This is a genomic window from Rhizobium hidalgonense (genome assembly GCF_002914525.1).
Classification (GTDB): domain Bacteria; phylum Pseudomonadota; class Alphaproteobacteria; order Rhizobiales; family Rhizobiaceae; genus Rhizobium; species Rhizobium hidalgonense.
Window position 1 is genome coordinate 148,044 of sequence record NZ_LODW01000059.1, and the last position, 14,854, is coordinate 162,897.

Sequence of the window (14,854 nt, forward strand, 5' to 3'; positions counted from 1 at the left end):
CTTGTTATGGGTTGCTGTATCAGCAGTTGGCTGCGGTCAGCCCTTCATGGCCGCGCGTATATCGGGGTCATCAAGCGTGTCATCCAGCGTTCTGCGCGTGCGCTCGATGATGGCGTCGATATCGGCGTCGGTGCAGCAAAGCGGCGGCGCATAGCCGAGGACGCCGTTGGCGAAGGCGCGGATGACCAGGCCGTTTTCCCAGGCGCGGTCGAAGACCCGGCGCGCCGGGTCGGCGGCTGCCGGCAATAGTGTCTTCCTTTCCTTGTCGACCACCAGCTCGATGGCGGCCAGCATGCCGCGACCGCGCACGTCACCGACGAGCGGATGGTCCTTGAGACCCACAAGTCCTTGCATCAGCCGTGCACCGGCCTTGCGGCCGTTCTCCAGGAGGCCCTTTTCATAAAGATTAAGCACTTCGAGGCCGACAGCGGCGCTGACGGGATGGGCCGAATAGGTATAGCCGTGACCGACGGCTGCACCGCCGGCGCCATCGGCGATCGTCTGGTAAACGTGGTCGGTCATGAAGACCGCGCCCATCGGCACATAGCCGGAGGTCAGGCCCTTCGCCGTGGTGATGAAGTCTGGAACGATCTCGTCCTCCTCGCACGCAAAGAGCGGGCCGGTGCGGCCGAAGGCGGTGATCACTTCATCGGCGACAAAGAGGATTCCGAGCTCACTGCAGAGCCCGCGCATCGCCTTCATCCAGCCCTTCGGCGGCACCAGCACGCCGCCGGAGCCCTGGATGGGTTCGGCATAAAAGGCGGCGACGCGCTCCGGGCCGATCTCTCCGACCTTGCGCCGCAGTGCCGCGAGGGAGGCGTTGATGATGGCCTGCGGATCCTGGCCGACAGGGTTGCGGTAGGCGTAATGTGAGGGGATTTTATGCTGCCAGTCGAAGGGGATGCCGAAGCCGGCGTGGAATAACGGAAGCGCCGTCAATCCTGCCCCGACGGTCGATGAACCGTGATAGCCTTGCTCGATGGAGATGAATTGGTCGCGCTGCGGCTGGCCGCGGGCGATCCAGTAGTAGCGGATGAACCGGATCGTGCTATCGACGGCATCCGACCCGCCGAGCGTGAAGTACACATGGTTGAGATCCCCCGGCGCCCGTTCGGCCAATGCCGCGGCAAGCCGGATCGCCGGTTCCGAGCCGAGACCGAAATAGGTGGTCGCATAAGGCAATTCGCGCATCTGCCGCGCTGCCGCCTCGACGATTGATTCATGACCGTAACCGGCATTGACGCACCATAGGCCGGCAAAGCCATCGACCAGCTGCTTGCCGGAAGCATCGGTCACAGTCGCCCCCTTGGCGGAAGCGAGCACACGTACGCCGAGCCTTTCGTGATTGCGGTAGGAGGCGACAGGGTGGACCAGATGGGCGCGGTCGAGTTCGACAAGAGAATTGCTGTACATGTTGCTCTCCGGATCAGCCGAGTGCCTGGTTGGCGAGGGCGAAGATAGTGGCGACGGGTTCGGCGCCGGGAAACGAGGGCTTCATCATGGCGATGCCGCCGCCGACATGGGCGAAACCTTGTTCGGCCACCCAGTCGGACAGTCCTGATGCAGCTGTGGTATCGATTCTGAGGAACGCGCCGGGCCGCAGTGCGATGAAATGCGCGACGAGTGCTTTGGCGTCTTCCAGGTTGCCGGCAACGACGGGGCCGATGACCTCGCCCCGGCCGAAGGTGCGAAGCACTGCAAAACCGGCGACGCCTCCGTCGCGGCGGACCACGGCGAGTTCACCGACCTTGGCGAGATAGGCGATCAGATCGGCGCGATCGGCGCCGAAGGCCTGCCGATCGAGTTCGGTGACCGCGGAGAAATCGGTCATGGTGGCGGCTGACGTGGTCATCGGCGTGGCCACTTCTGCTGCGATGCCCTGATGCTGCAGAATGCGGCCGGTCTGGCGGAAGCCGAGCTTCTCGTAGAGGGGAAGGCCCTCGGCGGTTGCAACAAGCCGGAGCGGTCGTTCGCCGGCAAGCTCTATTGCAGCATGCATGAGCTTGCGGCCAAGGCCGCGGCCGCGCATGGTTTCATCGACGATGACCATATTGATCGTGGCGCAATCCTGCTTGTAGGGGGTCACGAGCACGGTGCCGACCACCCGGTCGTTCTCAATGGCCACGACGCCCTTGCTCAAGGCGAGCGCCATCTCCCAATCCTGAACGCGATGGGGCCAGCCGGCCTGCCGCGACAGCTGGACGGCGGCACCCAGGTGTTCGGTGCCGAAAGCGGCAAAATCGATCTGGCTTGTCTGCATGACATTTCCTTCATTTCTCAAGTGGAAGTGTGAAGGAGTGCGGGTTGGCTAATCGTCTGAAGGCTGCGCTTCGAGCGGTATCTTATCGTTTTCCCTTTGTCGCCCGCCGCATCTTATGCTGGCATGTGCCCAGAGCTCGCTGCGACCGGCCAGGCTGATGCAATAGCCGTCTCCAGTGCGATGAGCTGATCGAAGCAGAGCAATATAATATAGGGGGACGCAGCTCCCGTCCCCCGTCGTTCAGCATTTACCGGAGGGTTGAGATGCACAAGCATCTGCCAAAGCCGCTTTGGATACAAAATAATCTGCTTCGCCAGCCGCCACATTCAGGCAAGCAGGGGGCGGGACGCGTCTATTATGACTTCACATGCCCCGGTTCACTCTCCAAAGGATATGCCCATGACCCTCTTGCGCCCGAAATACGTCACCTTCGACTGCTACGGCACACTGACCAACTTCCAGATGGCGGAAGCGGCCCGTGACCTTTACCGCAACCAGCTCGACGAGGCGCGGATGGCCGAGTTCATCCGCAATTTCGCCGCCTATCGCCTTGACGAGGTTCTGGGTGACTGGAAGTCCTATGCCGAGGTCGTTCACAATTCGATCGAGCGCACCTGCAAGCGCAACGGTATCAAGTTCAACGAAGAAGACGCTCGCATGGTCTATGAGCGGGTGCCGACCTGGGGTCCGCATGCGGATGTGCCGGCTGGCCTTGCGAAGGTCGCGAAGGAAATCCCGCTGGTGATCCTGTCGAACGCGATGAATTCGCAAATCATGTCGAATGTCGAAAAGCTCGGCGCTCCGTTCCATGCGGTTTACACCGCCGAACAGGCACAGGCCTACAAGCCGCGCCTGCAGGCCTTTGAATATATGTTCGACATGCTTGGATGCGGCCCCGAAGATGTCGTGCACTGCTCCTCGTCGTTCCGCTATGACCTTATGTCGGCCAACGATATCGGCATCAAGAACAAGGTGTGGGTCAACCGCCGCCATGAACCCGCCAACCCGTACTATGGCTATGTCGAGATCGCCGACATTTCCGGCCTGCCGGGCGTTTTCGGTCTCTGACCCAAACGAGGAATGCGCGGGCGTGTCTGCCCGCGCATTCCTCGAAGTGGTTGATCGTGCTCGCAGACTCGCAATTCGATAGTGGCCGTAGCGCCCCTACAATGTGGTTCCCTCCTTGTCGGCCTTAAGCCTGCCTGTGAGGACCACGCGAACTCTCCAAAGACGTAAAGCTCGAGGGCCGGCCTGCAGCCGGATCGATCGAAGCCCGAGATTGCCAAGATGTGTGTCGCGATGGCCGTTACGCAAAAATGTGGCGCCCGCGTGCGCCACATTGCCGGTTCTCATCTCGCTAGCGCGCCAGGCTCAGCTCAGCCCGCCGATGTGGAAGCTCTTCATTTCGAGATATTCCTCGATGCCGACCTGCGCTCCCTCGCGGCCGAGGCCGGACTGCTTGACGCCGCCGAAGGGGGCGACTTCGGTGGAAATCGCGCCGGTGTTGAGTCCGATCATGCCGAATTCGAGGGCTTCGCCGACGCGCCAGGAGCGCTTCAGGTTTTCGGTGTAGAAATAGGCAGCAAGGCCGAAGGGTGTGCCGTTGGCGATTGCAATCGCCTGTTCTTCCGTCTCGAAACGGAAGAGCGGAGCAACGGGGCCAAAGGTTTCTTCGCTGGCGAGCAACATATCGGTCGTCGCCTCCGTCAGCACCATGGGCGCGGCGTATTGCGGCCCTTCCGCCACCGAGCTGCTCCGGGCGGAAATCCTGGCGCCCTTGCCCAGAGCGTCGTCGACATGGCGGGTGATCTTTTCGATGGCCGCAGCGTTGATCATCGGGCCGACGACAGTGCCTGGTTCCGTTCCGGGACCGACCTTCATGGCCTTGACGCGGGCGCCGAGCTTCTCGGCAAAGGCGTCGTACACCCCGGCCTGCACCAGGATGCGGTTGGCGCAGACGCAGGTCTGGCCGCCGTTGCGGAACTTGGCCATGATGGCGCCTTCGACCGCGAGATCGAGATCGGCATCGTTAAAGACGATGAACGGTGCATTGCCGCCCAGTTCGAGGGAGAGCCGCTTCACGCTGTCGGCGGCGCCGCGCATCAACAGCGAGCCGATCCGGGTCGAGCCGGTGAAGGAGATCTTGCGCACCGTCGGGTTTACCATGAACTCGTTGCCGATCTGCGTCGGCATGCCGGTGACGATGTTGATCACGCCTGCCGGAATGCCGGCACGCTCGGCAAGGACACCCATGGCGAGCGCCGAATAGGGTGTGAACTCCGAAGGCTTGATGACAACCGTACAGCCGGCCGCCAAGGCAGGCGCCACTTTTCGGGTGATCATGGCGATCGGGAAATTCCACGGGGTGACGATGGCGCAGACGCCGACCGCCTCCTTGAGCACGACGATGCGGCGATCCGGTGTCGGTGAGGGAATGGTGTGGCCGCCGATGCGGCGAGCCTCTTCGGCAAACCATTTGACGAAGGAAGCACCGTAACGGACCTCGACACGCGATTCATCGAGTGGCTTACCCTGTTCAAGCGTGATGAGCAGCGCCAGATCCTCGAGATTTTCGATCATCAGCGCGTACCAACGCTCGAGCAGAACGGCGCGTTCGGCGTGTGTCCTCTTCTTCCACGACGCGAAAGCTGCCTGCGCTGCCTCGATTGCCGCGCGGGTCTCGGCGGTCCCCATGTCCGGAACAGTGCCAAGGTTCTCCTGGGTGGCGGGATTGACGACGCTCACCGTCTGGCCCGAAGTTGCAGGCGACCAGATTCCGTCGATCAGGCCTGCCTGCTGGAAAAGGTCTTTGTCTCTCAACTCAAGCATCTGGTTTCCTCTCTGACCATTGGCTGCGGCCGCAAGAGCCACCGTGTTGGATGAATTCGGTCTTGCGCCGTCATCGATGCGTGTTTCTGAACAAAGCCTACCGAAACGGGACAAGCAGCATGCATCGACTGTGGGGGCCGCTGCGGTGGAAAATAACGTTTTCAGCGATGTCACAGTCATCTCGGCGCGGCAGAGGGCAAGCATGCCGTACAGTCGACCGCGAAGGGATCCCAAACGCGCAGTCGGGCCTCGGCATCATGCTCTAGAAGTAGCCGAGGATAGATTTCACCTCGAGATATTCCAGCATGCCCTCAACGCCGTACTCGCGCCCATTTCCAGATTGCTTGAAGCCGCCAAAAGGCGCGTGTGGATCCCAGGTAGGGTAGTTGAGATGCACCTGACCGCAGCGGATCTGGGACGCGACGTCCCTAACGACGTCCATATTCCCGCCCTGCACATGCGCACCCAGGCCGTAGACAGTATGGTTGGCGATGGTGATGGCCTCCTCAACCGTGTCGTAGGGAATGAGGCAGAGAACTGGGCCGAAGATCTCCTCCTGGGCGATGCGCATCTCCGTGTGCACGTCCGAGAAAATCGTCGGCTTAACGTAGAAGCCTGCATTCAGACCGGCGGGGCGACCCTCGCCGCCGGCGACGAGCGTTGCGCCTTCGGCAATACCAACGCCGATCATGGTCTGGATCCGATCGAACTGGGCGCGGTTGGCGATCGCACCGTGCGTAGTGGCTTCTGAGAGGGGATCACCGATCACGATCTTGTCTGCGGCTTTTCTGGCGAGCGACTCGATTTCGGGCAGTCGCGCCCGCGGCACGATCATCCGCGTCGGCGCGCTGCATGATTGGCCGAGATTGCGGAAGGCAGCGGCGATGCCCATGGAAACGGCGAAATCGAGATCGGCGTCCGGCAGGATCACGTTCGGGGACTTACCGCCGAGCTCCTGGGCGACGCGTTTGACGGTCGGCGCGGCCGCCTGGGCCACCGCGATTCCCGCCCGGGTAGAGCCGGTAATGGAAATCATGTCCACATCCGGATGGGACGCGAGAGCCGAACCGACGGACGGGCCGTCGCCATTGACGAGGTTGAAGACGCCAGCAGGAAAACCCGCTTCCTCGATCGCCTCCGCAAACAGCAGCGCGTCGAGGGGAGAAAGCTCGCTGGGCTTCAGCACGACCGTGCAGCCTGCGGCGAGCGCCGGCGAAACCTTGGCGGTGATCTGGTAGAGCGGCCAGTTCCATGGCGTGATGAGCGCGCAGACGCCGATCGGTTCGTGGGCGATGGCGGTGTGGCCGCGCTGCTTGATGAAGGGGAATGCTTGCAGGACATCACGAGCGGCCTTGACATGGGCGATCGCCAGCGGCACTTGCGCGGTGCGGGCATATCCGATCGCCGCGCCCATTTCGAGGCTCAGGCATTGTGCGAAGAGCTCGCTGCGCGCTTCGAGCAGCGCCTGCAGGCGATCAAGCAGTCCGATACGATAGTTCGGCTCGGTACGGCTCCAGGTGGCAAAGGCCCGCCGGGCCGCGGAAACCGCAGCGTCGACATCCCAGTGGTTTCCAAGCGCAAACCGCGTCACAGCCTCTTCCGTGGCAGGATTGACCAAGGTGCCCTTGGCGGCGCCCCTGGCTTCGAGCCATTGACCGTCGATGAAGAATTTGTCGAGACGACCGCCGCGGGACAGGTGTTCGAGAGGTGCTGTCATCCGACAAGGTCCTTAACGCGGTAATAGGCACCGACGACGGGCAGGAACCACGGGTTTCCGGTATGCATCGGAACAGCGGGCCAGGCGAAGCCGTCGAGCGGATTGGCGTCCTTGCGCCCCATCGCCATATTGGCCAGCGCGCTGCCCATGAGGGTCGACAACTGGGCGCCATGGCCGGAATAGCCCATGCTGTAAATGACACCGTCGGCGTTGCCCGCGCGGGGATAACGGTCTTGCGTGCAACCGACGAGGCCGCCCCAGCAATAATCGATCTCGACGTCTGAAAGCTGCGGAAACATGCCGACCATCTGCTGGCGCAAAAGCTGGCCGGAGCTGACGTCGGTTTTCTGGTTGGACACGGCCGAAAATCTCGCCCTCCCCCCGAACAGCATGCGGTTGTCGGGCGTCAGGCGGAAATAGTTGGAAATGTTGAGCGAGTTGGTGAAGTTGCGGTTGCCGGGAACCGTCGCGGCGACCTCCTGCGGGGTTAGCGGACGTGTCGCAATGATGAAGGAAGCGATTGGCATCAGCCTTCGGCGGAAATAGTTAAAGGCGCTTGGCGTATAGGCGTCGGTCGCCAGGATGACCTGGCGCGTTGTGAGCGAGCCGGTCGATGTGGTGAGCCGCCAACCATTGGGCACCTGCTCTCGGCCGGTGACCGGGTTCCGCTCCCAGATCACCGCGCCATGGCGGTGGGCCGCTTCCGCCATGCCGTTGGCGTAGCGCCCCATATGCATCATGGCGGATTTCGGATAGAGAATCCCGCCATGGAAGGCATCCGATACCACCTCCTTGCGGAGATCCTCGCGCGTAAGCCATTCGGCTGAGGGGTCGACCTCACGACGGATTTCTTCGGACATCGCCTGCAGCTTGCTGACATGAGACGGCTTCGCGGCAAGTTTGAGCTTGCCGCCCCTGCGGAAGTCGCAGGCGATCTTTTCTTCCTCGATGATCCGTTCGATCATGTCGATCGAATCATCATAGGCGCGCCACAAGCGGCGCGCCCGGTCTTCTCCGAGATGCTGCCTGGCGGCGCCAAAGCTTGCGAAATGACCGCTGTTAAGGTGCCCGCCATTGCGGCCGGACGCACCATACCCAACGTGCTCGGCTTCCAGCAGAGCGACCTTCGCACCGGATTGGGCCAGCGTGCGCGCGGCATTGAGCCCGGTGAAGCCGGCTCCGATCACCGCAACCTCGAAATCGCCCGAGACCGGGTCGGCGCTGCTTCCGGCGAATGGGATCGAGGTATCATGCCAGTAGGAAGCAAATTTCATTGGCGTATGCCTTCTGCTCGTCAATTTGAATGCATGGAGTATATGCCCGCTTGCGTTGGAGGAGTGCGGCGCGGGCGGCCTTGTTTCGCAACAATCGCCTGTGTTCGGGGCAGCAAACCACAGCATATTCTGTTTATGCGCCAACCCCGCAGTCCACCCCCGGAAGCCACAGATTCGGATCTATGCAGCATTCTGTCCCTTGCCCGGATTCAAGGAAGCCGGGCGAACAACGGCCCGGCACCGAGGTGCGGATGGGCACCGGCACCAAAAATGGGAGTGACATGATGACCGGTAAACCCATGCTGCTCATCGAGGCGAAAAGCGTATCAGCCTCTGAAGGCAAACGAAGCACCTTGGGACCAGACGACATATTTGGGACCGACCGCGACGTCGTTTGGAGCAGCGCCTCGGGCGGGTTCCCGCCGGATCGGCTTGGCGAGATAACCGGATCGGCCGCCCCGATCTGCTTTTCAGACATCAGCCGATATGAGAGGCGCGCCGTCATTCGGCGCGCCTCGTCGGCGAGTGCTCAGTCGTAAACGCAAACGTAGATCTTGCGCACGGTTTCGATGGTACGCCAGACGCCGACAAAACCGGGCTTCATCACGAAGCTGTCGCCAGCTCGATAGGTCATCGTCTCGCCGCCTTTCTCATCGATTTCGACAACACCGGAAAGGATGTGGCAGAATTCGTAGACCGTGCCCTTGATCGAATGGTGTTCGCCGGGCGTCGCCTCCCAAATGCCGGTGAGCACCTTTTCACCTTTTGAGGCATCCTGTGCCCAGGTCTTGTAGGCCGGATTGCCTGAAATCAGCCGTTCTGGGTCCGGCACGGCCTGCTTTGGGGCAAAATTCGGATCGGTATCGATAGTCAACAGAAGCGACATGTCATTTTCCTCGTTTAATAACCGCGTGTCCGATCGACCAGGCCGATCAGGTTTTTGCCGGCGCGGTGGCGCCGAATATTTTCAATGACCGAGTGCGCTGCCGTTTCCGGCTGCGTGACGGAGGCGATGTGCGGCGTGATCGCCACTTTTGGATGTTGCCAGAGCGGATGTTCTGCCGGCAGCGGCTCGGGATCGGTGACGTCGAGCATGGCCGCGGCGAGACGGCCATGGTCGAGCGCCTCGATCAGTGCCGTCTGGTCGAGATGGGCCCCGCGACCGACATGCAACAGTCGTGCGCCGGCCGGCAATTGGGAGAAGAGGTCGGCATTGAGTATGCCGCGCGTCTCATCGGTAAGCGGCAGCAGGCAGACGAGAATGTCGGTCTCTGCCAGAAAAGCGGCAAGCCCATCCGTGCCATGATGACAGGTGACGCCGTCAATTTGCTTTTTGCTTCGGCTCCATCCTGCGAGAGGAAACTGGAATGGCTTCAAACGCTCGATCGCCGCCTGCGCCAGGATGCCGAGACCCAGGAAGCCTATTCTGCGCCGGGCGGCCTGCGGTACGGCCAGCGGTTGCCAGGCACACTGTTTCTGCAGCTCCCGATAAGCCAGCATCTCCCGGTGGAGCGTCAGGATGCCAAGCGTGACATATTCCTGCATCATCCGGATAATACCATCCTCGACCATGCGGACGACCGCTACAGGCTCCGGCACGCTGTCCTGTTTGAATTGATCGATGCCGGCGCCGATGGAAAACAGCACTTCCAGATTGCGGTAGCGCGAGATGTCAGCGGGGACCGTCCAGGTCAGGAGATAGCGTACCTTGTCCGGATCCACCGGTTGGCCCGGCCCGACGAACTGCAGATCCGGAAGCTCGCGCGCAAAAATCTCCCGGAAAATCGCACCGCGGGCGGCATCGGAGTTGAAGAGAAACGCCATGGAAATCGCTTATCCTTCAGCCTTCGGCAAGATGGTTGCCGAGTTTGGCGATCATCGTCTGGCATGCTGCAAGCTCGCCGACCTCGATATATTCGTCGGGCCGGTGCGCACGGGCGATATCCCCGGGCCCGCAGATGATGGAATCGATGCCGGCCTGCTGGTATAGGCCTGCCTCTGTGCCGTAACTCACAGCGGCAAGCGGCTCCCGCCCGGTCAATTCCGTCAGCAGCGCCGCGAAATTGCTGCCTTCGGGGAGCGCAAGTCCGGGATAGGCGCTCAGCTCATGCCAGCCCACCTGGAATCCCTGATCTCTGAGTGCAGCGAGTCTGGTTTTTACCGGCTCGAGCAGCGATGACGGCGAAATATCAGGCACCGCGCGGACCTCGACATCGCAGGTGCAGCGATCCGGAATGATGTTGACCGACTGGCCGCCGGCAATGACCCCAACCTGCAGTGACGAATAGGGAGGCGCGTAATCATGGTGGAATGGGCCGCTCGTCAGGGACTGGCCGTATTCCGCGACCTCCGTGATCAGTTTGGCCATGGCATGAATGGCGTTCAGCCCCAGGTCGGGGCGCGAGGAATGACCTGACCGGCCGATCACCTCCAGCCGGACGGCTGCCTTGCCCTTATGCCCGCGCACCGCCTGCATTCGGCTCGGTTCGCCGATGATCGCCCCCAGCGGGGCATTGCACAGCTTCGGCAGCTCGGCAATGAGATGCGGGACGCCACGGCTGCCTGCCTCCTCGTCATAGGAGAAGGCAAGGTGAATTGGCCGCCGGAGCTTCATGGCGGCAAGTTTTGGCAGTGCGGCCAAGGCGCAGGCGAGAAAACCTTTCATATCGCTGGCGCCGCGTCCATAAAGCCTGTCTCCCGCCGCGCGCAGAACGAATGGATCCGAACTCCATTCCGGTTCGCCGGCCGGCACGACATCCATGTGCCCGGACAGAATGTAACCTCGGCCTTCGCGCGGTCCGACAGTCGCAAAAAGGTTGTATCGGTCACCTTCCGGGCCAGGATGGACTGTCACGTCGGCTCCCGCCTTTCGGCAATAGTCGCCTATCCAGTCGGCAATCGCGCCGTTCGGCGTTCCAACAACGGAGGGGAACGCGACCAGCTTCGCGAGAATATCGGTGACGTTCATGGGTGACCAAGTTGCCTTTTGAGGGGTCCAGATGCTAACTAGCCTAAGCAAAGGCAGGAGATTTGCCTGCTGAGTGGGGCCTTGGTTCAGCTGAAGATTTCGAATTGTTGCGGCGAACAGGCCAATCCTGCTGGCCTTGGTGTGCGATATTGTGACTTGGTTGCAATCGGCGCGGATCAAAGACGCTGTCTACCTCCAGTGCAGTCTGGTGATCTGGCGAATGGAGCGGATACCCGAATATGCAAAAATCAGTGCGGCTGAAATCGTTCGAATTGATCGCACAGGATATCAACAGTGTCGACGTCAGCCTGCTTCACGCGCTGTCGATCGGTGTCGGCTGGCCGCACCGGCCCAAGGACTGGGATTTCCTGCGGCGCGCGGGCCCGGGCATCGTCGCCGTCGATGGGATCGGACGTGTATTCGGAAGCGCGATGTGGTTTCCGCATGGAGAGGATTTCGCCACGATCGGGCTGGTGATCACGTCGCCACGCACGCAGGCGCAAGGGACCGGCCGATGGCTCATGGAGCAAGTGTTCGAGCAGTGCGGCGACCGCAATCTGAGTCTGAATTCAACTCATGCGGCTTATAGGCTCTATGTTTCTCTTGGCTTCACCAAGGAAGCGATTGTCTATCAATACCAGGGAGATGTAACGCCTAAGCTCCCTCCCCTGCCGGAGCTGAATGGGCAGCTGAGCGAATTGTCAAACGACAATGTCGAGGAGATCAAGGCTCTCGATACCCGCGCCTTCGGCACCGATCGCGGCAAATTGCTCGCCTTGCTTGCGGAAGGTGCTGCCATCTGCACGCTCCGGAGGGGCGCCGAAATCGTCGGCTATTCCATGTGCCGCGAGTTCGGACGCGGCCATGTGATCGGTCCGATCGTAGCAAGTAATGATCAGGACGCGATCCACCTCGCAGCCGTGCATCTCAAGGATTTGGCAGGCCGTTTCGCGCGCGTCGACACGCGGGAGAAGGGTCTGTTCGCCGAGTTCCTTCAGCAAAGCCGCCTTGCCGTCTCGGAAACCGTTACCACCATGTCCAGGGGGCGCCATTTCCTGAATGGGAAGAGCGGCGAGCCGGCGGTGTATGGTCTGGCCGGCCATGCCTTAAGCTAGGCAGCCGTGGAACGGAACTGCCGGGCGATACCGCAGAGTTTTTGCAAAGAAAACGCAAACGCCCTATCCTCGCTTCGACGATGACCCTGCCGCAACTGCGTCCAGGCGCTATGGTGAGGGAAAGCAAGGGCGAAGCATGGGACAGGTTACGAGCCTTCAGCAGAGGATGACGATTGTCGGCGATCTCAACGCTGCCTCCTTTGTCCCCTGGATCCGGCGCCATGCCGCCAAGCTCGGGCTCTCGCACCACATATCTCATACGAGTTCGATGCGGATCGAGGTTGAGGTTTCAGGACCGGAGGATTTGATCGACATGATGGAGGTGGGCTGCTCTCTGGGGCCAATCGACGTATGGGTCGAGAGCATAGAACGCACGGCGATTACCCGCGAAACAGCCCAGCGCCAGCCACAATCTTTTGGTGTGTGCATATAATTTAATCAACGTTGCCAATGCGAAATAATTATGCAAACGTGAGCCGTTGAGCGCGATGCCCCAGGGGGAGCGAGCTCGGCAAAACAGCCATGTTCAGGAAGTCTCGTCATGCCATCCGATACGACCGGCTTTTGGACGCCAGTCGCCCTCTCCCGGGATTTGCCGGCCGGAACCGCGATGCCGGCGCGGACGGCATCTGGTTCGATTGCCCTTTGGCGAAGCGCTTCGGGGCGCATATCGGCATCGGCGGACCGCTGTCCGCATCGCGGCATGCGGCTGTCTCACGGCTTCGTGCGCGGCGAGGCGCTTTCCTGCATCTATCACGGCTGGAGCTATGACCAGGCCGGGCATTGCCTGCGTATCCCCGCCCATCCGGGGCTAGCGCCACCGGAAACCATCCGCGTTGCCACCTATGATGTCGAGGAAACGGGCAGCGTGATCTGGGTGGCCATGGGCACGCCGGCGTCGAAGCCGCCGAGGCTTGACGGTCTTGTTCCCTTGCGTTCCCTGACGGCGTTCGCCAACATTGCGGCGATCGAGGCGGCGGCCGGCGCGAAGGCGAGCCCTGACGGTATCGTCGAGATCGATGCATCCACCGGGACCATCTCTCTGCTACTATCCCCCCAAGACGGACAGACGCTGATCCATGTGCTGCTGAAGGGCGATCTCGGCCCAGCCGGAGCCATCGGCGCGTCGCGGGCCGCCGAAAGCCTGCGCCGCCGGGCTGAGGGACTTCAGAAAAAGGAGGTCGCGCGGTGAGCATGCAGGCGATGATCGACGAATGGTATCCGGTCGGGCTTTTCAGCCAGCTTGACCGCGCCGGTCGCAAGACGGCGCTGATGGGTGAGCCGATCGACGTAGCATGCGATGCCGACGGCAATGCGAGGGTGACGGGCAGAGATGGTCGAGCGCTGCCGGTGCGCGTCCGCTACGGCCATGTCTGGTCCTCGCTGGGCGAGCCGAAGAAGGAGCTTTTCCCGATTCCCGAGGCCGACCAGCCCGGCCGCCGCTTCGTCGACGTCGGCGTGGTGCGGGTGCGCTGCTCGCCGCTGCGCGCCGTCGAGAATTTCCTCGATATCGCCCATTTCCCCTTCGTCCACACCGATATTCTCGGCGCCGAGCCGCATACCGAGGTCCAGAACTACAAGGTCGAGATCCGCGAGGAAGAAGACGAGGTCTGGGCAACGCAGGTGAAATTCTACCAGCCGCAGGCCGCCAAATCGGCAAGCGGGGGCATCACCACCGAATATATGTACCGCGTGCCGGCACCGACCTGCTCCGTGCTTTACAAGACCTGTCCGCCGCGCCCGAGCGAATGGGATGTCATCACGCTCTTCGTGCAGCCGCTGGCCGAGGACCTCTGCGACGTCTGGCCATGGATGGCGCTTTTCGACGACGAGACCGCGATGACAGATCTTATCCACTTTCAGCAGACGATCTTCCTGCAGGACCGTTCGATCCTCGAAAACCAGATCCCGCGGCTCCTGCCGCTCGACCCCGGCATGGAAATCCCCACACGGGCCGATCTGACGTCGATCGCCTACCGGCGCTGGCTGAAGCGGCACAATTATACTTACGGCGCACAGCTGGTGGCGCAATGAAGCTCTACGACTACATCCTCTCTCCGAGCTGCTACAAGGTGCGCCTGATGGCGGCGCTGACCGGCGTGAAGCTTGAACTGCGCCCGGTGGATTTCCATCCCGGCGCCGAGCATCGCGGCCCGGAACTCCTGGCGCTCAATCCGGCGGGATCCATTCCGATCCTGGAGGATGGCGATCTGATCCTGAGCGAATCCTCGGCCATTCTCGTCTATCTTGCCGCCAAGGCCGCACCCGTATGGCTGGGCAACGGTGCGGCCCGGGAAGCGGCCCAGGTGCAGCAATGGCTGTCCTTCTCCGGCCGGCTGACGGCAAGCCTCGGCAGCGCGCGGCTGCATGAAATGCTGCTGCGGCCCGGGGATATCGCTGCGCTGCAGGCCCAGGGCATTACAGCACTTCGCGAGCTCGAGGCCGGGCTTGTCGAGCAGGGTCTTCACGGCAAGCGCTTCCTCGCCGCCGACCGGCCGACGGTCGCCGACATCGCCTGTTTTCCCTATGTAGCGCTGGCGCCCGATGGCGGCGTAACGTTGGATCCTTATCCGGCCATCCGGCTCTGGTCCAGGGCGTTGCGCGCCCTCGACAACTTCATCGAGATGCCGGGTATCCACCGGCTGCACGAGTTGAAGCCCGAACCCCATATCGCACCGGGCGAGGCGTGAC

General features: G+C 61.9%; 15 protein-coding genes. 7 read left to right on the forward strand and 8 right to left on the reverse strand.

The window, feature by feature from the left end; genetic code table 11:
* Window positions 1-36: 36 nt before the first annotated feature.
* Together ATY29_RS18140 and ATY29_RS18145 are read right to left on the reverse strand one after the other, a co-directional pair.
* Window positions 37-1,413 carry an aspartate aminotransferase family protein gene (locus ATY29_RS18140; RefSeq protein ID WP_097532932.1) on the reverse strand — a complete coding sequence of 459 codons (1,377 nt, stop codon included), beginning with the start codon at window positions 1,411-1,413 and terminating at the stop codon, window positions 37-39.
* Between the two features lie 13 nt (window positions 1,414-1,426).
* Window positions 1,427-2,260: a GNAT family N-acetyltransferase gene (locus ATY29_RS18145; protein ID WP_025417834.1), complete on the reverse strand. Its 834-nt coding sequence runs from the start codon at window positions 2,258-2,260 to the stop codon at window positions 1,427-1,429.
* Window positions 2,261-2,659: 399 nt separating this feature from the next.
* Between ATY29_RS18145 and ATY29_RS18150 the strand changes: the two genes are divergently transcribed.
* The gene (locus ATY29_RS18150) at window positions 2,660-3,328 is read left to right on the forward strand and encodes a haloacid dehalogenase type II (RefSeq protein WP_025417835.1); all 669 of its coding nucleotides are present in this window, start codon (window positions 2,660-2,662) and stop codon (window positions 3,326-3,328) included.
* A 303-nt stretch (window positions 3,329-3,631) separates the two neighbouring features.
* Here the strand turns inward: ATY29_RS18150 and ATY29_RS18155 are convergent, their stop codons facing one another.
* The 3 genes from ATY29_RS18155 to ATY29_RS18165 form a co-directional block, all read right to left on the reverse strand.
* Entirely contained in the window at window positions 3,632-5,089 is a 1,458-nt protein-coding gene (locus tag ATY29_RS18155; RefSeq protein ID WP_025417836.1) for an NAD-dependent succinate-semialdehyde dehydrogenase, read from the reverse strand.
* Between the two features lie 262 nt (window positions 5,090-5,351).
* Complete coding sequence (locus tag ATY29_RS18160; RefSeq protein ID WP_097532933.1) at window positions 5,352-6,806, reverse strand: aldehyde dehydrogenase family protein; 1,455 nt, start codon at window positions 6,804-6,806, stop codon at window positions 5,352-5,354.
* Window positions 6,803-8,080 (reverse strand): NAD(P)/FAD-dependent oxidoreductase, encoded by a 1,278-nt coding sequence (locus ATY29_RS18165; RefSeq protein ID WP_097532934.1) that lies wholly within the window; start codon window positions 8,078-8,080, stop codon window positions 6,803-6,805. The genes ATY29_RS18160 and ATY29_RS18165 overlap by 4 nt, the downstream gene beginning before the upstream one ends.
* 251 nt (window positions 8,081-8,331) lie before the next feature.
* Between ATY29_RS18165 and ATY29_RS37770 the strand changes: the two genes are divergently transcribed.
* The gene (locus tag ATY29_RS37770; RefSeq protein WP_025417839.1) at window positions 8,332-8,619 is read left to right on the forward strand and encodes a hypothetical protein; all 288 of its coding nucleotides are present in this window, start codon (window positions 8,332-8,334) and stop codon (window positions 8,617-8,619) included.
* Here the strand turns inward: ATY29_RS37770 and ATY29_RS18175 are convergent.
* The 3 genes from ATY29_RS18175 to argE are packed head-to-tail and all read right to left on the reverse strand — an operon-like array spanning window position 8,610 to window position 11,048.
* Window positions 8,610-8,966 carry a cupin domain-containing protein gene (locus tag ATY29_RS18175; RefSeq protein WP_097532935.1) on the reverse strand — a complete coding sequence of 119 codons (357 nt, stop codon included), beginning with the start codon at window positions 8,964-8,966 and terminating at the stop codon, window positions 8,610-8,612. The two genes, ATY29_RS37770 and ATY29_RS18175, sit on opposite strands and share 10 nt — an antisense overlap.
* A 14-nt stretch (window positions 8,967-8,980) precedes the next feature.
* Window positions 8,981-9,904: a 2-hydroxyacid dehydrogenase gene (locus ATY29_RS18180; RefSeq protein ID WP_097532936.1), complete on the reverse strand. Its 924-nt coding sequence runs from the start codon at window positions 9,902-9,904 to the stop codon at window positions 8,981-8,983.
* A 16-nt stretch (window positions 9,905-9,920) separates the two neighbouring features.
* A complete protein-coding gene (gene argE, locus ATY29_RS18185; RefSeq protein ID WP_097532937.1) occupies window positions 9,921-11,048 on the reverse strand; it encodes an acetylornithine deacetylase in 1,128 nt (375 codons plus the stop codon).
* A gap of 239 nt (window positions 11,049-11,287) precedes the next feature.
* Here argE and ATY29_RS18190 point away from each other — a divergent pair, with 239 nt between their 5' ends.
* The 5 genes from ATY29_RS18190 (at window position 11,288) to ATY29_RS18210 (ending at window position 14,853) form a co-directional block, all read left to right on the forward strand.
* Entirely contained in the window at window positions 11,288-12,163 is an 876-nt protein-coding gene (locus ATY29_RS18190) for a GNAT family N-acetyltransferase (RefSeq protein ID WP_003572345.1), read from the forward strand.
* Window positions 12,164-12,299: 136 nt separating this feature from the next.
* Complete coding sequence (locus ATY29_RS18195; RefSeq protein WP_097532938.1) at window positions 12,300-12,596, forward strand: acylphosphatase; 297 nt, start codon at window positions 12,300-12,302, stop codon at window positions 12,594-12,596.
* 108 nt (window positions 12,597-12,704) lie between these two features.
* On the forward strand, window positions 12,705-13,355 hold the full coding sequence (locus ATY29_RS18200) for a Rieske 2Fe-2S domain-containing protein (protein ID WP_097532939.1): 651 nt from the start codon (window positions 12,705-12,707) through the stop codon (window positions 13,353-13,355).
* Window positions 13,352-14,197 (forward strand): aromatic ring-hydroxylating oxygenase subunit alpha, encoded by an 846-nt coding sequence (locus ATY29_RS18205; RefSeq protein WP_003572339.1) that lies wholly within the window; start codon window positions 13,352-13,354, stop codon window positions 14,195-14,197. Before ATY29_RS18200 ends, ATY29_RS18205 begins: the two co-directional genes overlap by 4 nt.
* Complete coding sequence (locus ATY29_RS18210; RefSeq protein WP_003572337.1) at window positions 14,194-14,853, forward strand: glutathione S-transferase family protein; 660 nt, start codon at window positions 14,194-14,196, stop codon at window positions 14,851-14,853. The genes ATY29_RS18205 and ATY29_RS18210 overlap by 4 nt, the downstream gene beginning before the upstream one ends.
* Window position 14,854 lies beyond the last annotated feature (1 nt).

Coding starts and splice junctions, on each gene's coding strand:
- ATY29_RS18210 (WP_003572337.1), top strand. CDS start 14,194: ATGAAGCTCTACGACTACATCCTCTCTCCGAGCTGCTACAAGGTGCGC.
- ATY29_RS18195 (WP_097532938.1), top strand. CDS start 12,300: ATGGGACAGGTTACGAGCCTTCAGCAGAGGATGACGATTGTCGGCGAT.
- ATY29_RS18160 (WP_097532933.1), bottom strand. CDS start 6,806: ATGACAGCACCTCTCGAACACCTGTCCCGCGGCGGTCGTCTCGACAAA.
- ATY29_RS18150 (WP_025417835.1), top strand. CDS start 2,660: ATGACCCTCTTGCGCCCGAAATACGTCACCTTCGACTGCTACGGCACA.
- ATY29_RS18140 (WP_097532932.1), bottom strand. CDS start 1,413: ATGTACAGCAATTCTCTTGTCGAACTCGACCGCGCCCATCTGGTCCAC.
- ATY29_RS18200 (WP_097532939.1), top strand. CDS start 12,705: ATGCCATCCGATACGACCGGCTTTTGGACGCCAGTCGCCCTCTCCCGG.
- ATY29_RS18165 (WP_097532934.1), bottom strand. CDS start 8,080: ATGAAATTTGCTTCCTACTGGCATGATACCTCGATCCCATTCGCCGGA.
- ATY29_RS18145 (WP_025417834.1), bottom strand. CDS start 2,260: ATGCAGACAAGCCAGATCGATTTTGCCGCTTTCGGCACCGAACACCTG.
- ATY29_RS18155 (WP_025417836.1), bottom strand. CDS start 5,089: ATGCTTGAGTTGAGAGACAAAGACCTTTTCCAGCAGGCAGGCCTGATC.
- ATY29_RS18180 (WP_097532936.1), bottom strand. CDS start 9,904: ATGGCGTTTCTCTTCAACTCCGATGCCGCCCGCGGTGCGATTTTCCGG.
- ATY29_RS18190 (WP_003572345.1), top strand. CDS start 11,288: ATGCAAAAATCAGTGCGGCTGAAATCGTTCGAATTGATCGCACAGGAT.
- argE (WP_097532937.1), bottom strand. CDS start 11,048: ATGAACGTCACCGATATTCTCGCGAAGCTGGTCGCGTTCCCCTCCGTT.
- ATY29_RS18175 (WP_097532935.1), bottom strand. CDS start 8,966: ATGTCGCTTCTGTTGACTATCGATACCGATCCGAATTTTGCCCCAAAG.
- ATY29_RS37770 (WP_025417839.1), top strand. CDS start 8,332: ATGGGCACCGGCACCAAAAATGGGAGTGACATGATGACCGGTAAACCC.